Here is a 23,910-nt window from a genome sequence, read left to right on the forward strand (position 1 = left end):
GGTTCGTGCTTGATCGGCCATGGCGGCCTCTGACATCATGCTGCCCCGGGACCGGGCACGCCGTTCGACCAGGACGGAAGGAAAATTCGACTGCGGAGGAGATCTCCCAGCCGTCCCCGGTATGAAGCTTGCTTTGTTTTCGTGGCCAGCGTTTGCACTCGTGAAGGGAGGAAATCATGCCGGCCCTGTTCACCACGGAAGACGCGCCCACCCATCGGCGCCTTGCGCTCTGGCAGGACATCGTCTGCGACGTGTTCGTGCAGCTCGACTGCAAGTCCGATCTCGGCACCGCCTTCCACGGCGCCATCACCAGCGCGCAGCTGGGCGCGGTGAAATGCTCCGTCGTCTCGTCGAGCCAGCAACGGGTGCTGCGTACGCCGTCGCGGATCGCACGCGCCAGCGAGGATTTTGTTCTGTTCGCGCTCGGCCGGAGCGGCACTGGCAGCGTGCTGCAGGACGGCCGCGAGACCGTGATCCAACCCGGCGAGTTCGCATTCTACGACACCACCCGGCCTTATGAGCTCCGCTTCAACGCCGACTTCACGCAGACCATCTTCCAGGTGCCGCGCGCCATGCTGCACCGGCGCTTTGCCGGCACCCAGGGCTTAACTGCGACCACGTTCACATCGGATCGTCCCGTGCAGCGGCTCGCCTGGCAGTTCATCGCGGGGCTCTCCGAGATCGCCGACAAGCTCGATCCTGACAACGCGATCCGCCTCGCCGACCAGGCCGCCGACCTGCTGGCGATGGCGATGAGCGAGCGGCTCGGCGGCGCCGCGCTGCCCGCCTCGACCCACCGCTCGGCGCTGCTCTATCGGCTGAAGGCGCACGTGTTCGCGCATCTGCCGAACCCCGAGCTCAACCTCACCGAGACCGCCGCCGCGCTCGGCATCTCGCCGCGCTACGTCAACAGCCTTTTGGCCGACGAGGACACCTCGTTCCAGCGTTTCGTGCTGGCGCAGCGGCTGGAGCGCTGCAAGCGCGACCTCGCCTCACCGGCGCACGCGCATCGCCACATCGGCGAGATTGCATTCGCCTGGGGCTTTAACGATCTCTCGCATTTCGGCCGCGTGTTCCGCGACCACTACGGCCTGTCGCCGCGCGACTGGCGGCAAAGCCGGCTGCCGAACTAAAGCTTTTCGAGGGAAGCCATAGGTCTCTTGCGGCGCAAAATAGCCGGGAATCCACGCCCTCACGAATGCAAATATTTACACTAACTGCAACGGGTTCCCCGGCGCACTTCTTTTCGCTGCGGCGGACCGGTACATTCGTGCCGTTCATTTGGAGGATTTCCCATGCAGGACCGGCGCCAGAACGTACGCGAGAAGGTGTTCTATGGTGCGGTTGCGGAGATCAATGAACGCGGCTCGACGATGGATTGCGTCGTCCGCAACATCAGCGAAGGCGGTGCCTGCGTTGAATTTAGCGATGCCGCGCACTTGCCCGAAGAGATGAATCTCAGCGTCGCACGCAAGGGCCGCTCGTTCCTGGCCCGCCTGATCTGGCGCCAGGCCAACAAGGTCGGCCTCGCCTTCCGGATCATGACCTCCGACACGCCGGTCAGCGATCTCGACGAGCGGGTCCGCCGCAGCGAGATCAAGAAGCGGCAGCTGCAGCGGCGCATCAACGAATTGCTCGGCCAGGGCTGAGCCGCCTCGGCTCGGAGCCTTCGTTTCCGTCGCGGCCGGCATCCGGCATTCGGGGTTGCAAAGGCCGGGCTAATCCAGCATGCGGTAATCCCCGCAACGCCGGAACCGAGAGCCCCTCCACGACATGTCGTCCGCGATGACAGAGCATCCCGACGGGCTGCCGCAGCCGCAGCGCAATTGGGCCATTCTCACGATCGCGCTCGGCCTCGTGATGGCCGTCGTCGACGGCTCGATCGCCAATGTTGCGCTGCCGACCATTGCCCGGGATCTGAACGCCAGCCCGGCGTTTTCGATCTGGATCGTCAACGGCTATCAATTGGCGATCACGATCTCGCTGCTGCCGCTGGCCTCGCTCGGCGAAATCATCGGCTATCGCCGCGTCTATCTGGCGGGGCTGTTGCTGTTCACGCTGGCCTCGCTGTTCTGCGCGCTGTCGCATACGCTGCCGCTGCTGACGGTCGCCCGCATCCTGCAGGGGTTTGGCGCTGCCGGAATCCTCAGCGTCAACACCGCGCTGGTCCGCTTCATCTATCCGCATTCGCTGCTCGGCCGCGGCATCGGCGTCAACGCGCTGGTGGTCGCGATCTCGGCCGCGGTCGGTCCGACCATCGCCTCGTTCATCCTGGCGGTCGGGACCTGGCCGTATCTGTTCGCCATCAATGTCCCGCTCGGCATTGTCACGCTGGCGCTGGGTTGGCGCTTCCTGCCGCACACCAAGCCCGCGGTTCACGCCTTCGACTGGCAGAGCGCCGCGATGAGCGCCATCGCGTTCGGGTTCGGTATCAGCGCGATCGATAGCGCCGGCCATGGCGGGTCGCTGTATCTCTGCGCATTGGAGTTCGCGGTCGCCGCGGTCGCCTCGCATTTGCTGTACCGGCGGCAGCAGCATCTGCCCTCGCCGCTGCTGCCCGTCGACCTGCTGCGGATTCCGATCTTCGCGCTCTCGATCGGCACCTCGATCGCCTCGTTCTGCGGCCAGATGCTGGCCTTTGTCGCGATGCCGTTCTATCTGGAAAACCATTTCGGATATTCGGCGGTTCAGATCGGCCTGCTGATCACGCCGTGGCCGATCGCGGTCGCGTTCGCCGCCCCGCTCGCGGGCTGGCTGGTGGAACGCTATCCGGCCGGCCTGCTCGGCGGCATCGGCCTGCTGCTGTTCGCGACGGGATTGGGCACGCTGGCCTTGATGCCGGCCAACCCGACGCCGATCGACGTGATCTGGCGCATGGCGCTCGCCGGCGCCGGCTTCGGCCTGTTCCAGACCCCTAACAACCGCACCATGATCGCCGCCGCCCCGCGCGAGCGCTCGGGCGGCGCCAGCGGCATGTTAGGGACCGCGCGCCTGCTCGGACAGACCATCGGCGCCGCTCTGGTGGCGCTGCTGCTGGCGCGCTATCCGGCTGACGGCACCCGGATCTCGCTGATGGTCGGCGTCGGCTTTGCCGTGGGGGAGCTGGTGCTCAGCACGCTCCGGCTGTCTTCGGCCGGCAGCCGCGGCGCCGACCGGGTGCGGGTCCAGGAGGGCCAGCGGCTGAAGGGCGAGTGACGGCGCGGAGACGCGCCGCCCAGCGCCAGAAACAAAAGGCCGGCTGTTCAGCCGGCCTTTTCGTTTGGTTGTTCGCTCGCGCCTCAGACCTTGACCATAGGCCCCTTTGAGGCCGGCCCCTTGGTGCCGCCTCCGCCACCGTTGGGACCACCCTTCGGCGGCTTGCGCTTGCGCGGCGGCAGGTTCTCGGGCTTCGGCGTGACCGGGCCCTCGACATATTCGAAGCCGATCTTGTCCTTGGCGGTCGCCTCGTCCTTGACCAGGATGACGCGGACGTGTCCGCCGCCCTTGAGCTGACCGAACAGCACCTCATCCGCGAGCGGCTTCTTGATGTGTTCCTGGATGATGCGCGCCATCGGACGTGCGCCCATCTGCTCGTCATAGCCGTGCTCGATCAGCCAGGCCTTTGCAGGCTCGGACAGCTCGATCGTGACGTCGCGGTCGGCGAGTTGCGCCTCGAGTTGCAGCACGAACTTCTCGACCACCATGCCGATCACCTCGGCATTGAGGTGCGCGAAGGAGACGATCGCATCCAGCCGGTTGCGGAACTCCGGCGCGAACTGGCGATTGATCGCTTCGTGATCGTCGCCTTCCCGCTTCGAGCGGGTGAAGCCGAAGGCCTGCCGCGCAAGATCGGCCGCGCCGGCATTCGTGGTCATGATCAGGATCACGTTGCGGAAGTTGACCTGCTTGCCGTTGTGGTCGGTGAGCCGGCCATGATCCATGATCTGCAGCAGCACGTTGTAGAGATCCGGGTGCGCCTTCTCGATTTCGTCGAGCAGCACGACGCAATGCGGATGCTGGTCCACGCCATCGGTGAGCAGGCCGCCCTGGTCGAAACCGACATAGCCGGGAGGCGCGCCGATCAGGCGCGACACGGTGTGCCGCTCCATGTATTCGGACATGTCGAAGCGCAGCAGCTCGACACCAAGCGACGCCGCGAGTTGCTTGGCCACCTCGGTCTTGCCGACGCCGGTCGGACCCGAGAACAAATAGCTGCCGATCGGCTTCTCCGGCTCGCGCAGGCCGGCTCGCGCCAGCTTGATCGACGCCGCCAGCGAACTCGATCGCCTTGTCTTGGCCGAACACCGTGCGCTTCAGGGTCTGCTCGAGATGCTTCAGCACCTCGGCATCGTCCTTCGACACGCTCTTCGGCGGGATCCGCGCCATGGTCGCGATCGTGGTCTCGATCTCCTTGATGCCGATCGTCTTCTTGCGCTTGCTCTCGGCGACCAGCATCTGCGCCGCGCCGGACTCGTCGATCACGTCGATCGCCTTGTCGGGCAGCTTGCGGTCGTGGATGTAGCGCGACGACAGCTGCACCGCCGCCTCGATCGCCTCATTGGTGTATTTCAGCCGATGGTAATCCTCGAAATAGGGCTTCAGGCCCTTGAGGATCGCGATTGCGTCTTCCACCGTCGGCTCGTTGACGTCGATCTTCTGGAAGCGCCGCACCAGCGCGCGGTCCTTCTCGAAGTGCTGACGGTATTCCTTGTAGGTGGTCGAGCCCATGCAGCGGATCGTGCCCGAAGCCAGCGCGGGCTTCAGCAGATTGGACGCATCCATCGCGCCGCCGGAGGTGGCGCCGGCGCCGATCACGGTGTGGATCTCGTCGATGAACAGGATGGCGTTAGGATGCGCCTCCAACTCCTTCAGAACCTGCTTGAGCCGCTCCTCGAAATCGCCACGGTAGCGGGTGCCCGCAAGCAGCGTGCCCATGTCGAGCGAGAACACGGTCGCGGCCGCCAGCACTTCCGGCACATCGCTGTCGACGATGCGCTTGGCGAGGCCTTCGGCAATCGCGGTCTTGCCGACGCCGGCTTCGCCGACGAATAGCGGATTGTTCTTCTGGCGGCGGCACAGCACCTGGATCGCACGGTTGATCTCGGCATTGCGGCCGATCACCGGATCGATCTTGCCGTCGCGCGCCTTCTTGTTGAGGTTGACGCAGTAGGTCTCGAGCGCTTCGCCCTTCTTCTTGGCGTCCTCGTTGCCCTTGGTCTCGGTTTCCTCGTCGACGCCGCGCACCGGCCGCGCCTCGGACACGCCGGGCCGCTTGGCGATGCCGTGGCTGATGTAGTTGACGGCGTCGTAGCGCGTCATGTCCTGCTCCTGCAGGAAGTACGCGGCATGGCTCTCGCGCTCGGCGAAGATCGCGATCAGGACGTTGGCGCCGGTCACTTCCTCGCGACCGGACGACTGGACGTGAATCACTGCGCGCTGGATCACGCGCTGGAACCCGGCGGTCGGCTTCGCGTCATCGGCGCCGTCAGTCACCAGGTTTTCGAATTCGGTCTCGAGATAATTAACGAGGCTGGTCCTGAGCTTGTCGAGATCGACGCTGCAGGCCCGCATCACAGCCGCCGCATCCGAGTCATCGATCAGCGACAGCAGCAGATGTTCGAGCGTCGCGTATTGATGGTGACGCTCGTTTGCGATCGCCAATGCACGGTGCAGCGACTGTTCAAGGCTTTGGGAAAAAGTTGGCATTCGCGTCCTCTATGGCCCCCTGCCATCATGATCGCCATTACCGGGTCAGGCAATAACAACCTTCGTGATCGCCTTTGATATAGTTACGACGGATCGTGGCGAAAGACCGGTCCCGCGATGATGGTTTTCTTCTAAATTCGGGGCATCGGGGCGTCACGCGGCGACGCCCGTGATCATACGGGAACGCCGTTCACCACCATCAAAAACCGCGATGCAAGACCCGTTCCGCGCCTCGCGGCGGGTCAGTCGTTCCAGCGACCTATTCCTTTTCCATCACGCACTGCAGTGGATGCTGGTGCTTGCGCGCGAAGTCCATGACTTGCGTCACCTTGGTCTCGGCGATCTCGTAGGTAAAAACGCCGCACTCGCCGATCCCGTGGTGATGAACGTGCAGCATGATCTTGGTCGCCGCCTCGGCGTCCTTGTTGAAGAATTGTTCCAGCACGTGAACGACGAACTCCATCGGCGTGTAGTCGTCGTTCAGGATCAGGACGCGGTACAGGTTCGGCCGCTTGGTCTTCGGCTTGACCTTGGTGATGACCGAGGTCGACGGGCCGTTGCCCGTCCCATTGCGGTTGTCATCATTGTTCATTTTCGGCGCCGGCGCGGCGGCCACCGCCGGCATCGACGAAACCGGCTCGGAAATCGGGACTGTCAACGTGGATCGCAACATGGCTCAGGCGTTCGAATTCCCCAAGGGAAGCCGGATGGCGGGAAGCCGGATGGCAATTGGATGGTGGTCGCGATTGCCGCAAGACTGATCGCGGAACCCCCAGCAATGCTTTCCAGATTGCCGCTCCCGGTCCGATCCGGCGGCCGGATCGACTTCCCGAATATGGGCCTCGCGAGGCCCTGCCGCAAGCGCAGACCCGGCGCGGCCCACCGGTCCGATTCCCGGCGCGGCAACCCTCGGAAGGTTAATCATTTCTGCCCGATTTGACAAAGGAGTTGGGCGGCCAATTTAGACGTCATTGAGGATAGCGAGCGCTTTTGCCCGGCTTTTGAGCCTCCCCCGCGCCGCCCTGCCGGGTTTCCGGCGCCCGATTCACCATCTGTTTAGCGGCGCCGGTCGAGATGCCACCGCAATTCATTTCGACGAGAGTGCCATGCTTGGTTCAGCCATTTCCGATCGCGTCTGCGCGGTAGCTCGCCGGTTTTCCAGGGCAAATAACGGCAATGTCGCGGTGATCTTCACCTTCGCAATGCTGCCGCTCCTCGCTTTCGTGGGAGCCGCGATCGACTATACCCGCGCCAACAACGCCCGCTCCGCGATGCAGGCGGCGCTCGATTCGACCGCGCTGATGCTGTCCAAGGATCTGACCATGGGCAACATCACGGCTGCGGAGATCCCGAGCAAGGCGCAGACCTATTTCACCGCGCTTTACACCAACAAGGACGGCCAGGGCATTTCCGTCACGGCCAACTATACCACCCCGACCTCGAGCGCGGCGGCCACCATCCTGCTGGGCGGATCCGGCCACATCAAATCCGATTTCATGCAGCTGGCCGGTTTTCCGACGCTGGGCTTCAAGAGTTCGACGACCACCACTTGGGGCAACGTCAAGATGCGCGTCGCCCTCGCCCTCGACAACACGGGATCGATGGCGCAGGACGGCAAGATCACCGCGCTGCGCAACGCCGTGGCCGGAACCGGCGGACTGATCGACCAGCTCAGCGCGCTGAGCAAGAACAATGGTGACGTCTACATCTCCGTCATTCCGTTCGCCAAGGTCGTCAATGTCGGCACCAGCAATGTCGGCCAGAGCTGGATCGACTGGACCGACTGGCTCAACCCGCCGACCACGCAGCCCGCCAACGGCACCATGCAAGCAAGCCTGCCGATGAACTGGCACGCGGTCGGACCTGGTGCGCGATGCCCCTGGACCAACAACAATGGCGGCTTCACCTGCACGAAGAACCCGACCAGCACGTCCAACGCGAACTACATCCCCTCGAGCGGGACTTATTCCGGCTACATTTGCCCCAGCGTCGATGCGAACTCGCATACGCGCTACAATGGCTGCTGGGTGAGCACCTCGGCCGGCACCGGGGTGTTCTGCAGCGGCTCGAACTCCTGTGCATGTCCGACGGACTCCACGGGCAACGCGGTGTCCGGCTGCAGTTGCAAGACGACCGGCGGCGTCTATCAGTGCACCGGCAAGCTGTATACCCACGACTGGACGCAGCCGGGCCCCAACGACACGGTGGACAATACGAGCCAGCCCCGGGTCAGCGCCGTTGTCGGGTGGACCAACAATCAGTGGACCTCGACCAGTCAGACCCCGACGGTGAAGAACGACTGGCGGCAGGCCTCCACCAATCCGATCGGCAACTGGACGGGCTGCATCACGGACCGCACCCAGCCGAACGATGCGACCGGCGTGCTGCCGGCGTCGTCCGACGTCACCACGCTGTTCCCGGCCAACGAGTACTATGAGAACAGCACATTCTATTGCAGCAGCAGCGCCTCGACGCCGCTCGAGCCCATCATTCCGCTGAGCTACAACTGGAGCGCGCTCAAGACGGCGGTCAACGCGATGCAGCCGACCGGCGGTACCAACCAGGCAGTCGGCTTGGCGTGGGCGTGGCAGTCCCTGCTGGTGGGCGGTCCGCTGAACGCGCCGTCGGAGGACACCAACACGACCTACAACCGGGTCATCATCCTCTTGTCCGACGGTCTGAATACCGAGGACCGCTGGCCCGACTACGGCGACGGCAGCTCGCAGGCCTCAGGCAATCCGATCGACGCAAGGCAGGCATTGATGTGTCAAAACCTGCAGAACGCGAAGGATTCCAACGGAGCGCCGCTGTACACGATCTACACGATCCAGGTGAACACGAGCTCGCCCGCCGATCCGACCTCGACCGTCCTGAAGAACTGCGCCAGCACGCCCGACAAATTCTTCATGCTCACCAGCTCGACCCAGATCCTGACGACGTTCAACACGATCGGAACGGCCCTCAGCAAGCTGCGGCTGGCCAAATAGTCGCCCGCTTGAGGCACAACAAAAAGCCCGGCCAAACGGCCGGGCTTTTCGCTTGTCTTGGTCCGCTGCGCTTACTGAGCGGCGGGCGCGAACTTGGAGACCAGCCCCTCATAGGGCTTGAAGGTCTGCTTGGCGCAGTCGCTGTACAGCCCGGCGATCTTCTGCGATTCCGCGACGAAGGTCTCGTAGGACGAGCGCAGGTACTCGGTCTGCGCCTCGAGCGCCTTGTCCAGCGACTTCACGCCCGACAGCTTCTCGACGAACGACTTGGTGTCCTCGAAGGACTTCTTGGCGTAGTCGCCATAGGCGGTGGCGATGGCCTGAACGCCGCTCTGCAGGTTGTTCGCCGACGCGGTGACCGACTCGAAATGCTCTTTGCCGTAGTTCTGAATGTCTTCGATCTTGACCATGGATGGAATTCCTTTTCCCAGACTTGAAGGCGCAAATTCCCATTGCCGGGAGTTCCGCGCCCCTGACGCCGATAGCCATATCGCATCGCACAATAGAGTTAATGAATATTGTGCATCGCACAATCACAGAACCCCGAATCTCCGGCATTCGCGACGAACCCCGGGGACTACGCAACGGTTGCTTAATCTTTTGGAAACTCGGTCCGCCTAACCTGATTCCCGGACTTTGTTCGCCTTCCGACAGACAGCCCAGAAAGCTGTTTGTGAACAACACCTTAGCTAGAAGAGCGACCTGAGCCGCCACCTCGGCCGATGGTTCTGCCGAAGTGGTTTGTTGCGCAGGCAAGGATCGATGGCCGCTGGGCACAATTTCGCCTCACGAGCCAGTGATCTAGATAGAAATTGGGACGGGAAGAGATGCTTCGAACAACCTTGGCCTCCTCGCGGGCGCTGCGAGTTGGCGTTCTTGGGCTCGTTACCGTCACGACGGCGATCCTGATCACGAGTGATAGCGCCGAGGCGCGCCGTCACCGGCGCCACTACGCCCGTCACCACCACAGCCAGGAAGCGCGCGAGAGCTACAGCCCGCAATTCGCGTCGATCATCGTCGACGGCAACACCGGTTCGGTGCTGACCGCCACCAGTCCCGACGGCCTGCGCCACCCCGCCTCGCTGACCAAGATCATGACGCTCTATCTGCTGTTCGAGCGCCTCGATTCCGGAAAGATGAAGCTCGATACCGAAATGCCGGTGTCCGAGCACGCCTCCGAACAGGACCCGACCAAGCTCGGCCTGCGGCCCGGCTCGACCATCAAGGTCGAAGACGCCATCAAGGGCTTGGTCACCCGCTCGGCCAATGACGCCGCGGTCGTGATCGCCGAGGCGATCGGCGGCAGCGAAGACGATTTCGCCCGGATGATGACCCGCAAGGCCCGTGCGCTCGGCATGAGCCGGACCGTCTATCGCAACGCCTCCGGCCTGCCCAACGATGAGCAGGTGACGACGGCGCGCGATCAATCGACCCTCGGCCGCGCGATCCAGGACCGCTTCCCGCGCTATTACCGCTACTTCTCGACCTCGGTGTTTAACTTCCGCGGCCAATCGATCCGCAACCACAACCATCTGCTCGGCAACGTCGAGGGCGTCGACGGTATCAAGACCGGCTACACCCGCGCGTCCGGCTTCAACCTCGTGACCTCGATGCGCCGCGGCAATCGCTTCCTGGTCGGCGTGGTGCTTGGCGGCCGCAGCGGCGGCTCGCGTGACGCCATCATGCGCAACCTGCTCGCCGAGAACGTCGGTAAGGCCGCGACCACCCGCACTGCCGCCGCGATCACCGAACGCAATCCGGCCGACGCCAATGTCGAGGTCGCCGACGCGGATAATGCGCGCGCGCCGGACACCTCGCCCGTCGCGGCATCGGAGCCCGCCGCTGCAGCTGCCGCGATCCAGGCGCCGCGCCCGGCCAGCAAGCCCTCGCTGATGGCAGCGGCCGCCGCTGCGCTGCCGCCGCTCCCGGCCAAGCCGGAGCCGCAGGCCAAGCCCGAGCCGGCGCCGCTGACCTCAGGCGTGATCCAGACCCAGCCGATCGCCGCGATCCCCGGCTCGGCTGAACCGATGAAGCCGGTCAAGGTGAAGACGGTGCAGGTCAAGGCCGGCCAGATCAAGCTCGCCGCGGCTGGCCCGGCGCAGTCCGCGCCTCCGATCACCAACACGATCCCCTCGCGCGGCGAAGTCCCCGAGACCTCCAATGCGATGATGGCGCGGGCCGCCGAGACCTCGAGGCCGGAAATGCCGCCGCAGCCGGCCAATTTCGGCACCGGCAACGGCATCCTCGGCGTGTTGCCGGCCTCGGCCGTGCATGCGCCCGCTACCCCGGCGCCGCAGGCCGTGGCGTCGATCGAACCCGCAACCCGCAGCGTGCAGGCCGCGCCGCCGACCAGCTCAGCAAAGCCGAGCGCCGCGCATACCGGCTGGATCATCCAGGTTGGCGCGCTGGAGTCCGAGGGCGAGGCCAACAAGCGCATCGACCTGGCGCGCAGCTCGGCCCGCGGCCTGCTCAGCAAGGCGGATCCGTTCACCGAGGTGGTCGCCAAGGATAATCGCAAGCTCTATCGCGCCCGCTTTGCCGGCCTCGAGCGCGATCAGGCCGAGGCGGCTTGCAAGACGCTGAAGCGCGCCGAGATCTCCTGCATCACCGTTCGCAACTGATCGTCATCATCTGCTGATTTCGAACGGCCGGCACCGCAAGCGCCGGCCGTTTTGTTTTTGCCGCCGCGAAAACGGCCGGCTGTCAGAGCGCGGCGCAACCATGAAACTTCTCGTCAAGCTTTTACGGTTAAGTTTTCCCGAAAGAGCGATCGGCCACGCCGGACAGCGGCGGGCCAGACGGGGCATCAATCAGAAACGGAAGGCAGCTCTCGGCTGTGGCGTTGGTAGCGTAGCCGGAGTTAGAGATGCGTGCGAAGCAGAGTGTCCTTGGCCTCGTTCACACGGGCCGCGAGGTACGTCGAGCCCCCCTGGTCGGGATGGAGTTTCTTCATCAGGGTTCGGTGAGCCCGGCTGATGTCGTCGCGCGACGCTCCCGGCTGCAGGCCAAGGATCTGATAGGCCTCCTCGTTCGTCATTTTGCCGCCCGACGCCGCACGGCCCTGCCCCCGTGCCCGGTCGCCCTGTGCGTCCTGACGCCAGGCGGGAAAGCGGCGGTCCAGATAGCTTTCAAGTAGCGCGACGCTCTCGGCGTCGAAGCTCGGGACCATCGCCAATAGCTGCGACAGGTCGAACTCATCGAGCATGCGGCCGGCCTGCGGTCCGGCCACGATCTGGCCCCTGAGCACGCCGCTGCCGTGATCGAGGGTCATATCGAGATATTGCGAGCGCACCCGCGAGCTTTGTCCCTGGCTGCGCGAACCGCCGAACATACCGCCGAGATTGGGAAATCCGGTGCTTCCGAACGGCGACCAGCCGAGCAGTCCGGCGCCGAAAATGCCGAGCGGAATTGCCACCGCCAGTTCGCCCCGCACGCCGGTAAAGGCCGCGACCGCCAGCGCGAGCACCCCGCCGCCGATCTTGATCGCGCGCGCAAGCACGGCGGGATTGGCCGCACGGAACATCTGCAGCGCGGAATAAAGGACGACAACGGCGATGACGCCGGCGATCAGCGTTGGCATGTCGGGAATATAGGCGGCCCGGCGGCAAAAAGCATGCGAAGCTTCGTCTCACCGGCATCAGGCGGAGCCTGACGCGACGCGGCGCTATTTCATCTGGCCGATCAGCTTCGCCGCGCCGCTCGTCGTCTTCGCCAGTTGCAGCAGCGCCTCGCGGCCGCCGGCGGCATAGGCTGCGGCGGCACGCAGCAATTCGCGGAGCTGGGCGGCCGCGCCGGGATCGAACCTGCACCAGGCGCCGCCGGTCAGTCGCGCGATCTCGCGAAACGTTTGCTCGGCGGTCGCATCCCTGCCCTCCTGGAACATGAAGACCGGCACCTTGAGCAGGCCGAGCTCACCGGCTTTGGCGCAGAGATCGTCGGCGCTCTCCTCCATCGCGTCGCCGACGAACACCAAGGCGCGCACCCCTGCCTCGACCGCTTCGCGACGCGTCTCGGACAGCACCTTGCCGATCTGGGTGTTGCCGCCCTGGCAATCGATCTTGCTCATCAGCCGCGCGAGCTGCGCGCTGTCGGAGATCCAGCCCGACGCACGGCATTCATTGAAGCCGCGATAATAGACGAGGCGGATATCGAGACTGCCGAGCGCGCCGGCCTCGCGGAACATGTCCGCCTGCAGCGTGCACGCCATGTCCCATGTCGGCTGCCGGCTCATCGTGGCGTCGAGCGCGAACACCAGCCTGCCGTGGGCGCCGGCGCGATGCGGCGACATCGCCCGCGCCTTGGCGACGAATGCCGCGATGTCGTTCGCGCTGGATGCCGGCACGCCAGGCGCATGGGCCGGGCGTACATCGCTTCCGGATGTCGGTTTGATCGTCTTGCCGGCCATCAGCGCTTGCCTCGTGCAGCAAACACTATGTGGGCCGCGGCAGTGGATTGGTCAACGTGAGAGGTCAGCCTGGACCGCGGGTCGCCCGGTCAATTCGTGACCGACGGATCCTTCTTCGTCTCGGTCTTGGTCAGCGAGAGCGACTTCCTGAGCTTATCGGTCAAGGTCTGAGGAGGCTTCTCGACCGGCACGTAGAGCGAGACGGGACCGGGCTCCAGAATCTTCGGCGGCGCATTCCTGGTGTCGACCGGCGCGACAGCGCTGTCGGTATCGGCGAGGAATTTATCGAGCATGGCCTGGATCGAGTCCTTGGCCTTCTCGGGCCCGGTGTCACGCATGTCGTTGTGCTGGAAGTTGGTGTTCACCACGGTGATGCCGGCCTTCTCGCATTCGTCGGCATCGGGAACGACGCCCGGATCCGGCTTGAACTGCGAGTTATGCGAACGGAACGACAGGATCTTGAACTTGCCGTCGGTCATGAACGGCACGCGCAGATTGTCCAGCGTCACCACCTTCTTGATCTCGTCCGGATATTGCTTGGCGAAATACATCGCGATATCGCCGCCATTGGAATGGCCGACCATCGTCAGCTTGCTGTAGTCCGCGTTCGGCTGGCGCTTCTTCATCTCCTCGATCGCGAACTTGATGTTGGTGATGCCGCGCTGGTACTGCGGCAGGCGGCCGACATAGAGCTCACCGACCTTGGTCACCATCGGTCCGTCCGACGGCAGGTCGTTCTGAATGCTGATGGTCAGATAGCCGCGCGCCGCGAACACGTTCGCGAGGAAGGAATATTCGGTGAATTTGACGGTATTGCCATGATTGAGGATCGCAACCGGCAGCGTGATCATGCCAGCGTCGGCCTGCATCTCCTTGTCGAAGCGCACGGCAACGTCGACCGCGACCGGCCGCTCATCGCGCGTCGGGTCCTTGAACATGAGAGTTTCGTGACGGATCGCCCACTTGCTCGCGGTGAAATAGGCCGCCGTGATCACCACGGAGAGAGAAAGCAGAACGAGAATTCCACGCTTCATGACGTCCTCGAGGTGCCCGCCTTTTCAGGGCTATTCTTGGCCGGAGACTTTTCGGCCTCCTTTTGAGAATATATGTCACAGCGCTGTGACAGGAAGTCTAAAAGTTGGGACTTCGCAGCACGTTCATTGTGCGGTGCACACAACCTTTGTGCATTCGCTTCTGGCGCCATGGCTCTGCGGCACGATAATACCTCAAGACCAACCGACGGGGAGCGGAAACGCGGCTGGCTTGGGAAAACCGGATCTGGCCAGCTTTGTTCCGGCATATTGGCGACGGAGTGGCCGAAAACCCCGCAAGACTACCGTGCTTCTGGACGGGCCAGGAAGTGACGATAGTCACTTCCTGGACGCCCGACGCCCTGGAACCTGCCAGAAGGAGTGCCCGGCGGTCTAGCTGCCGATGATGTCGTCGACTTCCAGCGGCTTGTCGACCTGGCTGAACCATTCGGACCGGTTGGCGGCCCTGCGGCGGCCGCGCTCGTCGAGCGGCAGCTTGAGCTGGCGCAGCAGGCTCATCACCTCCTCGCGGGCGGTGACGTGACCGAGGCTCGGGCGGGTGCCGAGCGTCGCCTCGTCGATGTCGTCGAGCGCCGTCAGCCCGCGCGGGAAGAATTCGCGATAGACCACCCGCTCGGCAAAGCCGTCGACCGCACGGAACCCGAGCCGCAGCGACAGCTGTTTCAAGCCGTCGGCCACCAGCTGCTTGTTGCGCGAGCCGAGCATCGACAGCCGGTTGCGCACCACGATCCAGTCGGTCGAGGCGCCATCGAGCTGGCGGCGCTTGCGTCTGGTGTCGCGCACCATCTCCGCATAATGGCTCTCGCCGGTCACCGCGTAAGTCGCGGGATCGACGGTGCCGAGCACGTCGAAATCGAGGAAGCTGTCGTTGATCGGGGTTACCAAAGTGTCGGCCATCGAATGCGCGAGCCGCATCAGGTAGCTGTCCGCGCCCGGGGTATCGATGACGATGAAATCACAGGCGCGTTCCACCGCGCTCACAGCGGCCATGGACTGCTGGAATTCCGCGTTCTCGTTCTCCTCGATCTGCATCGTCTCGCCGTACTTGATGCAGTGGTGTGCCGGGAGCTCGAGGTCGAGCCCGGTGCGTCGCGCCCAGGCCTGGCGATTGCTGATGTAGCGGGTGAAGCTCTGCTGGCGGCAGTCGAGATCGATGCTGGCGACGCGTTGCCCGGCCTTCAGCAGCGCGACGGCGATATGCAGGGCGGTGGTCGACTTTCCCGATCCACCCTTCTCGTTGCCCAGCACGATGACATGTGCGGAGCCGGATCGACCCTGACGAGCCTGCACCAACATGATTCAAATCCCCGCAATGATCTTCAAAGCGAGCGCCGCCGCGGTCAAGTGAAATGCATCGCTGCGACAGGAAATCGATTGCGGCCGTGCTGATGAATTGATCAAGCAAGACTGCTGCGTCGATCGGCGGCTTTGATCCGCGCACGTTCGAGATCGTGTAAGGCTTATCGGCCGGTTTGCCGATCGTGGTTCGGACTTGGTAAGCTGCGTGACCTGCCGAACGCCAACCCGTCCCGCCCAGATTCGTTCCCACCCGGATTGCCCACGAGCCGAGACCAGATGCCGAGAAATCCCACCGTCGTCCGTACCGTCCCCGCCCTTCGTCGCGCCGTCGACACGCTGCGCGCCAAGAAGGCAACCGTCGCGCTGGTCCCAACCATGGGAGCGCTCCATGACGGCCATGTGTCGTGGTGCGGCTCGCCAAGCGCCGCGCCAAGCGGGTCGTCGTCTCGATCTTCGTCAACCCGACCCAGTTCGCGCCGACCGAAGATTTCGGCTCCTATCCGCGCACCTGGAAAGCCGACGTCGCCAAGCTCGCCGCCGAGGGCGTCGACCTGATCTGGCATCCCGAGGTGAAGGCGATGTACCCGGACGGCTTCGCCACCAGGATCGTGCCGGAGGGGCCGGCCACCGCCGGGCTCGAGGATCGCTTCCGGCCGCATTTCTTCGGCGGCGTCGCCACCGTGGTCGGCAAGCTGTTCACCCAGGTCCGGCCCGACGTCGCGATCTTTGGCGAGAAGGACTTTCAGCAGCTCCGGGTCGTCACCCAGATGGCCGCGGACCTCGACCTCGGGGTCAAGGTGATCGGGTCCAAAACGGTGCGCGAGCGCGACGGTCTCGCGATGTCGTCACGCAACGTCTACCTCTCGCCGGAGGAACGGCACGCCGCCCCCGAGCTTCATCGGGTGATGAAGCAAACGGCCGGCCGCCTGCGCGCCGGCGAGGATACCGCGACCGCAATGGCTGACGGCGCCGCGGCGATTACCAGGGCCGGCTTCGTGCTCGATTATCTCGAAGTGCGCCACGCCGCCTCCCTGGCGCCGATCGGCTCGCTGAAGGACGGCCCGATGCGGATGCTGGTGGCGGCAAAGCTCGGCAGCACGCGCCTGATCGACAATATCGCGGTCTGAGACCGGACCGGAAAAAGTGTGAAACGGTTCATGCGCAGAGAGGATGCGAGCCTGTAATGAGGGCTCGGCCTCATCTGTGCGGCCGGGTGCTTGCGCCACGCTCGCGACGCATGGATGATCGCGCCTTTCAAGGGCGATCGGAATGAACCATTACTTCAGGCAAGGCATTGTTCTTGGCATCGCGCTGCTGGCCGCGGCTGGGGCGCAGGCACAGACCCGGCCGCCGGTCGGCGGCGTCAATTCGGCGCCCGGCGCCATGATCTTCTATGTCGCGCATGGTGCGCCTGATGCCTGCGGCCCCGGCTGCTCGGACTGGATCGCGGCTGAAGGCGCGGTGCAATGGGACACCTACAAGCGCCTGCTGGCAATCCTCGACCGGCAGAACGGACGCAAGCTGCCGGTGGTGATCAATGTCAAACCAGGCTCCGACCTCACCGTCGCTGCCAGCCTCGGTCGCATCCTGCGCGGTCGCGGCATCGATGCGGCGGTGGCGGCAACCGAGGTCGAGGCGTGCAACGGAAAACCCGAGGAGGAATGCTTTGCACTGAAGCGGCGCGGCGGCCCGCTGGATGCGAAGGAAAAACTCTCCGGTGTGCCCTGCGAGCTTGCATGTGTATTGATGCTTGCGGGCGGCGTGCATCGTAGCCTGCCGCCCGGCAACCGCGTCATCCTGACCGCAAGGATGCAGATCTACGACCGGCTCGCACCCAACGTCTCTGCCGAGCACCGCGAAAGCCTTACCACAATCTTCACCGATCAGTTCCGGAGATATCTCAGCGAGATGGGGATCGGCCATGAACTGTTCGACGTCACCGCCGACAGGGCGGGTGGCCGTTATGTCGAGGTCCCGGCCTCAGAATGGGCTCGGCTGCATCTCGTGACCCAGTGATCCCGGATCACTGCCGTTCGATTGCTCAGAGCAACCCGATTGCTTACAGCAAGCCGAGGTCGCGCAACTCGCGGCGCATCGGCTCGGGCATCGATGCCACGCTGGCGGCGCTCGACTTGGTGAGATCGGCCGGCGCGGAGTTTGCGGTCAGGTAGCGCCAGCCCTGGAACGGCCGCATCGGCCGCGGCGAGACCGCGATCACCCTGGGCTGCATCACCAGCCGGCAGCGTCCGATGCCGTCCTTGTCGCGGAACGGCTCGATGGCGATGATCTTCTCGCGCGCGGCGATCTCGCCGCGGATCACCCAATAGAGCGAGCCGCCGGCAAGGATCTCCTCCTCGCGCTTCGGCGTCATCCGCGTGATGTGGACGTGACGGAGCGGCAGGCCCTTTTTCTTCGCGGTCGCCATCCGTTCGGCAACCCAGCCCTTGAGTTCCTTGACGGAGTTGCAACCGACGGCGAGCTTGATGAGATGAAGCGGCATGCGCCGGATGTAGCGGCCGGCGCGCGCTTTGAAAGGGAGCGCTCTCCGCGGCGGTGGATATCGGGACTAGAGCGCTTTTCGAGCCAAACGAAGCCGGAACAGCGCAACGACGGCGGCTCAAGCCGCTGTCATCACGCTCATTGCTCGTTCGCAGCCGCCGGTGCGCTGGCGGCGGCAGGAGGCGACGCCGGCGCGGCCGGGGCCGGCGCGATCTGGACCGGGCGCTTCGCCGCCGGCGGACGCTTCGGGGCTGCGGCGGGCGGCGCGGCGGCGCGCGCGGCCGGCGCTGGTGCGGCGGCGGCCGGCTTTGCCGGCTCGGGCGTCATGATGCTGACCGGCGGCGTGTTCGCCGAACTCGGAAACTCCGCATTGGTCGGCTTGCCGGTGGGCAACGACTGCGGCAGAGCCGCGACCAGGCCGGAGGCAGCCGACGCCCTGGGCGCCGGCCGGCGCGTTCCACGACCCTGCGTAGCGCGTGATCAGGTTCTCGTAGGTCCGCTCGTTCATGTTGGCGATGATCTGATGGTTGTCGCCGAGCGAGCGGAACGCGGGGCACGCGGTCGGCGTGCAGTGGTCGCGCGCCATCAGCGCATAGGCGACCAGGCCGTAGCGGTCATGCTCGATGGCGCGGCGCAGCGCCTGCAACTCGGTGGTCGAATTGCGCTCGGCGGTCGCGAGGTCGCCCAGCGCAGTCAGGCGCGAGACCTGCGCCGCCGCGTAGCTCACCGCCGCCGCGGCCGTATCCGATGAACCGAACAGCACCTTCTCGCAGGCGTTGAGAACGGCGTCTCCGGCGAGGTCGTCGACGCAGGCCAGCGCCGGCACCGTCTGGCTGGCCAGTTGCGCCGTCCGTGTCTCGGCCGGCACCGCCTGCCCGCCCGGGCCGAAGCCACGGATCGTCGCGGCGACCGCAACCGCGATCGACAGCAGCGTGATCACGGTCAGTGCGCCGTTGGCGACGGATTTTTCCGCGCGCAGCAGCGTGACCAGAACGACGATCCCAAAGAACCCCGCGGCGGCCAGCGTCAGCCACATCGGGAAGGTCGGTGAGCGCCAGATCTGATCCAGCGAGGAAGCCCAGTTCATGCGCGATGTCCCTCAACGCAGCGTAAGCACAATCGGCGACGGCGAACGCCGCCACCCCGACGTCCAACCTTCAGCACAATGGGTCTGCGAACAGGGCCTTTTGACGGCGGCGGCGCGGAACCCGCTCCAGCCGCCGGCTTGCGCACAACTCCTTCAGGACAGCGCGAGCTGACTTTCCTTGGCCACCCGTTCGAAAGCTTCGGTCGAGCTCTTGATGCGATATTGGCAATCGTCACCGTCGGTCGGCAGCAGACGGATCACTTGATAGGTGCCGCTCGCGGCGGGGCGCGCCACGTTGCTGGCCGTGAAATAGACGGTCTCGCCAATCGAGTACTTATGCTTCAACGCCCTCTCCATTTTCTTAGAGATTGCTGGCTGAGCTGACAGTCCCGATAGCTCAGGCCGGCATTTTGAGAACCCTGCGGCAAGCTAGCACATCGCACCTCCCCAAATCCAGCAAGATTGGGGCATAGCGAAGGTGCGATTTTGCAGGTTTTTCAGGGCGATAGGCAGCAATTTGCGTGCCAGCCGGAAATTGCCCGCCGAGCCCGGTTGGAACCCTGATTCCACCGGCTCAAGCGGTCTGCGGCAGCTTGCCGCCCGGGCTCGCGCCGTCGACCGCAGCCGGAAGTTGCTGGGCGAGCACCTTGGACAGCTGGTCCACCGGAATGTTGAACCTGGCGGCGAGCTGCTTGACCGTGTCGCTGCCGAGCACCTGCTGGAGCTGCTCAGCTGTGATCGGCAGGTTCTGACCGGTACCGATCCAGGATCTGACCTGCTCGCCAAGCCCGGCCTGCTCGAGCTTGGCGACGATCGCGGACAAGCCGCCCTGCCCGCCATTGCCCAGGACCTCGCCGAGCACGACGGGGATCACCGCCGCGCCAAGCTGGCCAAGCATGCCTTTCAGCTCCGGCGAATTCTCCAGGGAATTGAGAATGCCCATGGTCTAAGTCCTTTCACGACTTGCAAAACCAGCCTTCCCGGATTCGACGCCTTCGGCCCCGCGGCGTCAAGCCGCGATCTTTGCGACCGCTGTCACAATTCGGAAGCGCAGCAACCGTCAGACATCCTCGAATCGGGCGATCCGCAGCGTCTCGGCAACGCCGTCGCGGGTCCATTCCTGGAATGCCGGAAGCTGCATCATGGCATCGACATAGTGCTGCGCCTCGGCCTTCACCGGGATCGCGTAGGTGCGGAAGCGATGCACCACGGGCGCGTACATCGCATCGGCGGCGGAGAATGCGCCGAACAGGAACGGACCCTGCTTGCCGTAGCGCGCATGGCACTCGGCCCAGATCTCCTGGATCCGCGCCACGTTGGCGCGCGCATCATCCGACAGCGCGAGGGCGCGGATCGGCCGGTGCAGGTTCATGCCGCATTCGTTGCGCAGCGGCATGAAGCCGGAATGCATCTCCGCCGAGATCGCGCGGGCATGCGCGCGCGCGGCACGATCCGCAGGCCAGAGCTTCGCCTCGGGAAATCTCTCGGCGAGATATTCGATGATCGCCAGCGAATCCCACACCGTGACGTCGCCATCGATCAGCGTCGGCACCTTGCCGGCCTTGCTGACAGAGAGGATGCGGTCCTTGTCGGCCTGGTCCGTGTAGAGCGGAATGAAGACCTCTTCGAACGGGATGCTGTTGGCGCGCAACGCCAGCCAGGGCCGCATCGACCATGACGAATAGTTCTTGTTGCCGATGACGAGCTTGAGCATGTCCGGGAATCCTGTTGCCACGGTAGTCTGCCATAGTGCATTGCACGCGTTCAACCTGTACATGACGCGGATGCGGCCGGCCCGGACAGTCAGCCGCGCGCTCACGAAGGAAGGCAACATGACTGGCTATTGGACCGACATCCTGGCCGTCGGCTTCTTTGCGCTGGAATGGCTGGTCTATGCCATCACGCTGGAGCACACCGCGTATGGGCGCGACAGCCTGTCGGCGCGGATGCACGTCTATCGCGAGATATGGGTGCGCAATCTGCTCAACCGCGACGCACGGATGGTCGACATGCAGATCATGGCCAGCTTGCAGAACGGCACCGCGTTCTTTGCCTCCACCAGCCTGATCGCGATCGGCGGCGGGCTGGCGCTCCTGCGTGCCACCAATGACGCGCTCGCCGTGCTCGGCGCGCTGCCGGTCAACCTCACGCCCTCGCCCGCTTTGTGGGAGGTCAAGTGCATCGGGCTGATCCTGATCTTCATCTACACCTTCTTCAAATTCGCCTGGGCCTATCGACTGTTCAACTATGTGGCGATCCTGTTCGGCGCGATGCCGTCGGCCGACCAGCGCGATACGCCGGAGGCGGAGGCCCATGTGATCCGCACCACGCGGCTGTTCGAGACGGCGGGCCGGCACTTCAACCGCGGCCAGCGCGCGTTTTTCTTCGCCCTCGGCTATCTCGGCTGGTTCGTCAGCCCCTGGGTGCTGTTCGTCACGACAGCCGCGGTCGTGATCGTGATCTGGCGCCGGCAGTTCGCCTCGAATGCCTGGCAGGCGATGGGAAGCTGACGCGACAGTCGAGGCCGTGCTGCGCTCCCTCTCCCCGTTCTTACGGGGAGAGGGTTGGGGTGAGGGGCTGTTTCCGCATCGACGGAGAGAGACGCGTTCGCGGAGACTCCCCCTCACCCGGATTGCATCTGGCGATGCAATCCGGCCTCTCCCCGCACGCGGGGCGAGGCCGAGTGCGCCGCTCGTCCTGGTCTACGACGCGAAATCGCGCGGGCTGAAATCGAGGTCGAGCACCTTCCATTCGCCGTAGCGATCCCGCGGCAGCATCGCATAGGGTTGGCAGGCCTGCAGCGCATCGGTCGCGCTCTTCAGCAACAGCGGCCCCTTCTCCGAGGCGGTGGCTTCGATCAGCAAGGGTGACGCGGCGAGCTTGCCGTCAGGCTTCATGAACACCCTGAGCTTGATCTTCACGTCGTCGCCCGTGCTCAGCGTCGGCGGAAGTTTCAGGCAGGTCTTCAGATGACGGCGGAATTCGGCGACCACGCTTGAGCCGACGTCCGCCTGCTCGGTGGCGGCTGCGTCGAAATTGTCCTTGCCGGGTCCGGGGCCGGACGGCGCGCTGGCTGGCGGCTTCACGGAGATATCGGGCGGCAGGCCGAGCATGACGTTGTATTTGACCGAAAGATCAGGCTCGGGCCGCGCATAGGCAGGCGGCGACGCTGCCGCCTGTTGCTGCGCCGCTGGCTGGGGCATCGGTGGCGGCTGAGGCGCTGGCTGCGCGGCCGCGGCTTGTTGCGGAGTTGGGTTGGGCTTGGGCGGCTGCGGCGTCGCCTGCTTCTGCGGCGGCTGCGGCGCGGCCTGCTTCTGCGGCGCGGGCGCCTGCGCCGATGGTTCGGGCTTGGCTGAATTGACCGGCTTGTCGAACGACGGCAGCTGCAACTCGGGCGTTGGCGACGGGCTCGGTGCCGGTTCGGGCTTGGTCTCGACCTCGGACTTGGCGACCTCCTGGCGGCGTCACGATCTCGACCGGCACCGTGTCAGCGGCGACGGGATCGAATTGATGGACCTCCGAATAGAGGAAAATCAGCGCGAGCAGCATCAGGTGCACGAACACCGACGCCATCAGATCCGCGTTTGGCCGAAACTTCATCCCACTCGATCACATCAGTGACGTCTCTCCCCGCCGGGCTACAATACCGGCCGGAACCCGCCCTGCCTCAATCCCCATTCGGTCCAAAGCTGCAATCGGCCAGCGGGGCATTAGCATGATCCGGATCAGGACCCAGCCATTTTTCCAAGACTTGATGCTTTCCGAGACTTGATACTCAGGCGAAGACCCCATGCGTCGCGGGGCCCGTCACCGCGCGTCCGCGCTCCCGATCGCCGAGATCTCGCGCATGTCGTCAACCGACAGCTCGAAATCGAAGATGTCGATGTTTTCCTGAAGGCGTTCGAGCTTTGAGGTGCGCGGGATCGCGGAGATATTCTGCTGCACCAGCCAGCGCAGGCAGACCTGGGCAGCGGTCTTGCGATAGCGGTCGCCGATCCGCGCCAGCGCGCGGTCGCCCTTGACCCGTCCCTTCGCGATCGGGCTGTAGGCAACGAACGCCATGCCGTGGCGTCGACAGGCCTCGATCACGTCGGCCTGGTCGAGGTAAGGATGGTACTCGATCTGGTCGCAGGCGAGCGGCTCGGGACATGCCGCCACCGCCTCCTCGATCAGCGCCACGTTGAAGTTGGAGACGCCGATATGCCGCGCCAGGCCCGCCTGCCTGACCCGCGCCAGCGCGCCGAGCGTCTCGGCAAGCGGCACCTGCGCATTGGGCCAGTGCAGCAGCAACAGATCGACCTCGGTCAGGCGCAGCCGCGCCAGGCTCTCCTTCGCCGACCGCTCGAGATCCTTGGCCATGAAATGCGTGGTCCAGACCTTGGTGGTGACGAACACGTCGTCGCGCTTGATGCCGGAGGCACGCAGCCCCTCGCCGACTTCGCGCTCATTGTCATAGATCTGGGCGGTGTCGATGTGGCGATAGCCGAGCCGCAACGCCTGCTCGACGATGCGCGCGCAGGTCCGCCCGCGCAGCTCCCATGTGCCGAGCCCGATTGCCGGGATTCTGGCGCCGTTGCCTTCGACATTCATGCGCCCATTATGCGCGCATGACGAAGCCCTGCCAACTCGCGGTTCGGTTCCGCGATGGAACGTCGCGACGTCTCACCGCTCCGGCTGGTAGCCGTCGGTTAGCGTCTTCAGGAAGGCGATAATGTCGGCCTCGTCCTGCGCCGTCATCGCGGGCGTGTCGCCGAGATGGCGCTCGAACGGCGGATCGCTGACGTCGACATTGCCGTGATATTTTTCCGGCAGGTCATCGTACTTGCGCACCGTGCCGTCGGCGCCGCGCGGAAAGACCTTCTCCGGATTGGCATCGCGGAAGTTATAGAAGTCGAG

At 64.8% G+C, this 23,910-nt stretch carries 20 protein-coding genes and 3 pseudogenes; 9 read left to right on the top strand and 14 right to left on the bottom strand.

The window, feature by feature from the left end; all coding sequences use genetic code 11:
* Positions 1-176 precede the first annotated feature (176 nt).
* The 3 genes from ACSKB9_RS06020 (at position 177) to ACSKB9_RS06030 (ending at position 3,195) form a co-directional block, all read left to right on the top strand.
* Positions 177-1,133 (top strand): helix-turn-helix domain-containing protein, encoded by a 957-nt coding sequence (locus ACSKB9_RS06020; protein WP_438071986.1) that lies wholly within the window; start codon positions 177-179, stop codon positions 1,131-1,133.
* A gap of 162 nt (positions 1,134-1,295) precedes the next feature.
* Positions 1,296-1,649 (top strand): PilZ domain-containing protein, encoded by a 354-nt coding sequence (locus ACSKB9_RS06025; RefSeq protein WP_076834516.1) that lies wholly within the window; start codon positions 1,296-1,298, stop codon positions 1,647-1,649.
* Between the two features lie 124 nt (positions 1,650-1,773).
* The gene (locus tag ACSKB9_RS06030) at positions 1,774-3,195 is read left to right on the top strand and encodes an MFS transporter (protein ID WP_438071987.1); all 1,422 of its coding nucleotides are present in this window, start codon (positions 1,774-1,776) and stop codon (positions 3,193-3,195) included.
* Positions 3,196-3,278: 83 nt separating this feature from the next.
* Here the strand turns inward: ACSKB9_RS06030 and clpA are convergent.
* Positions 3,279-5,685: pseudogene (gene clpA / locus ACSKB9_RS06035) on the bottom strand (ATP-dependent Clp protease ATP-binding subunit ClpA).
* A gap of 259 nt (positions 5,686-5,944) precedes the next feature.
* Entirely contained in the window at positions 5,945-6,277 is a 333-nt protein-coding gene (clpS, locus tag ACSKB9_RS06040; protein ID WP_438071988.1) for an ATP-dependent Clp protease adapter ClpS, read from the bottom strand.
* Here clpS and ACSKB9_RS06045 point away from each other — a divergent pair.
* A complete protein-coding gene (locus tag ACSKB9_RS06045; protein WP_438071989.1) occupies positions 6,270-6,446 on the top strand; it encodes a hypothetical protein in 177 nt (58 codons plus the stop codon). The genes clpS and ACSKB9_RS06045 overlap by 8 nt on opposite strands.
* A gap of 345 nt (positions 6,447-6,791) precedes the next feature.
* Positions 6,792-8,672 carry a pilus assembly protein TadG-related protein gene (locus ACSKB9_RS06050; protein ID WP_438071990.1) on the top strand — a complete coding sequence of 627 codons (1,881 nt, stop codon included), beginning with the start codon at positions 6,792-6,794 and terminating at the stop codon, positions 8,670-8,672.
* Positions 8,673-8,743: 71 nt separating this feature from the next.
* Here the strand turns inward: ACSKB9_RS06050 and ACSKB9_RS06055 are convergent, their stop codons facing one another.
* Positions 8,744-9,082 carry a phasin family protein gene (locus ACSKB9_RS06055; protein WP_016844841.1) on the bottom strand — a complete coding sequence of 113 codons (339 nt, stop codon included), beginning with the start codon at positions 9,080-9,082 and terminating at the stop codon, positions 8,744-8,746.
* Positions 9,083-9,499: 417 nt separating this feature from the next.
* Here ACSKB9_RS06055 and ACSKB9_RS06060 point away from each other — a divergent pair, with 417 nt between their 5' ends.
* On the top strand, positions 9,500-11,293 hold the full coding sequence (locus ACSKB9_RS06060; protein ID WP_253590025.1) for a serine hydrolase: 1,794 nt from the start codon (positions 9,500-9,502) through the stop codon (positions 11,291-11,293).
* 239 nt (positions 11,294-11,532) lie between these two features.
* On the opposite strand, the gene ACSKB9_RS06065 is transcribed toward ACSKB9_RS06060, so the two are convergent.
* The 4 genes from ACSKB9_RS06065 to ACSKB9_RS06080 form a co-directional block, all read right to left on the bottom strand.
* On the bottom strand, positions 11,533-12,252 hold the full coding sequence (locus ACSKB9_RS06065) for a DnaJ domain-containing protein (protein WP_168857452.1): 720 nt from the start codon (positions 12,250-12,252) through the stop codon (positions 11,533-11,535).
* A gap of 84 nt (positions 12,253-12,336) precedes the next feature.
* Positions 12,337-13,077 (bottom strand): VWA domain-containing protein, encoded by a 741-nt coding sequence (locus ACSKB9_RS06070; RefSeq protein ID WP_168857453.1) that lies wholly within the window; start codon positions 13,075-13,077, stop codon positions 12,337-12,339.
* A gap of 89 nt (positions 13,078-13,166) precedes the next feature.
* On the bottom strand, positions 13,167-14,111 hold the full coding sequence (locus tag ACSKB9_RS06075; protein ID WP_438071991.1) for an alpha/beta hydrolase: 945 nt from the start codon (positions 14,109-14,111) through the stop codon (positions 13,167-13,169).
* A gap of 390 nt (positions 14,112-14,501) precedes the next feature.
* Positions 14,502-15,425 (bottom strand): division plane positioning ATPase MipZ, encoded by a 924-nt coding sequence (locus ACSKB9_RS06080; RefSeq protein WP_438071992.1) that lies wholly within the window; start codon positions 15,423-15,425, stop codon positions 14,502-14,504.
* A 279-nt stretch (positions 15,426-15,704) separates the two neighbouring features.
* On the opposite strand from ACSKB9_RS06080, the pseudogene panC reads away from it, so the two are divergent.
* Positions 15,705-16,555: pseudogene (gene panC / locus ACSKB9_RS06085) on the top strand (pantoate--beta-alanine ligase).
* A 142-nt stretch (positions 16,556-16,697) separates the two neighbouring features.
* On the top strand, positions 16,698-17,444 hold the full coding sequence (locus tag ACSKB9_RS06090) for a hypothetical protein (protein ID WP_438071994.1): 747 nt from the start codon (positions 16,698-16,700) through the stop codon (positions 17,442-17,444).
* Positions 17,445-17,487: 43 nt separating this feature from the next.
* Here the strand turns inward: ACSKB9_RS06090 and ACSKB9_RS06095 are convergent, their stop codons facing one another.
* The 5 genes and pseudogenes from ACSKB9_RS06095 to ACSKB9_RS06115 form a co-directional block, all read right to left on the bottom strand.
* Positions 17,488-17,928 (bottom strand): DUF1489 family protein, encoded by a 441-nt coding sequence (locus ACSKB9_RS06095; RefSeq protein WP_438071995.1) that lies wholly within the window; start codon positions 17,926-17,928, stop codon positions 17,488-17,490.
* Positions 17,929-18,065: 137 nt separating this feature from the next.
* Positions 18,066-19,014 (bottom strand): annotated as a pseudogene (locus ACSKB9_RS06100) (hypothetical protein).
* A 153-nt stretch (positions 19,015-19,167) separates the two neighbouring features.
* A complete protein-coding gene (locus ACSKB9_RS06105) occupies positions 19,168-19,371 on the bottom strand; it encodes a hypothetical protein (protein ID WP_018272021.1) in 204 nt (67 codons plus the stop codon).
* A gap of 217 nt (positions 19,372-19,588) precedes the next feature.
* Entirely contained in the window at positions 19,589-19,957 is a 369-nt protein-coding gene (locus ACSKB9_RS06110) for a YidB family protein (protein WP_438071997.1), read from the bottom strand.
* A 117-nt stretch (positions 19,958-20,074) separates the two neighbouring features.
* On the bottom strand, positions 20,075-20,728 hold the full coding sequence (locus tag ACSKB9_RS06115) for a glutathione S-transferase N-terminal domain-containing protein (RefSeq protein WP_438071998.1): 654 nt from the start codon (positions 20,726-20,728) through the stop codon (positions 20,075-20,077).
* Positions 20,729-20,846: 118 nt separating this feature from the next.
* Here ACSKB9_RS06115 and ACSKB9_RS06120 point away from each other — a divergent pair, with 118 nt between their 5' ends.
* Entirely contained in the window at positions 20,847-21,524 is a 678-nt protein-coding gene (locus tag ACSKB9_RS06120) for a DUF599 domain-containing protein (RefSeq protein ID WP_438072000.1), read from the top strand.
* A gap of 192 nt (positions 21,525-21,716) precedes the next feature.
* Here the strand turns inward: ACSKB9_RS06120 and ACSKB9_RS06125 are convergent, their stop codons facing one another.
* Complete coding sequence (locus tag ACSKB9_RS06125; RefSeq protein WP_438072002.1) at positions 21,717-22,403, bottom strand: hypothetical protein; 687 nt, start codon at positions 22,401-22,403, stop codon at positions 21,717-21,719.
* Between the two features lie 418 nt (positions 22,404-22,821).
* Positions 22,822-23,604 carry an aldo/keto reductase gene (locus tag ACSKB9_RS06130; protein WP_438072004.1) on the bottom strand — a complete coding sequence of 261 codons (783 nt, stop codon included), beginning with the start codon at positions 23,602-23,604 and terminating at the stop codon, positions 22,822-22,824.
* Positions 23,605-23,910 lie beyond the last annotated feature (306 nt).

The organism is Bradyrhizobium sp. BR 1433 (assembly GCF_051547665.1).
Taxonomy (GTDB): domain Bacteria; phylum Pseudomonadota; class Alphaproteobacteria; order Rhizobiales; family Xanthobacteraceae; genus Bradyrhizobium; species Bradyrhizobium australafricanum.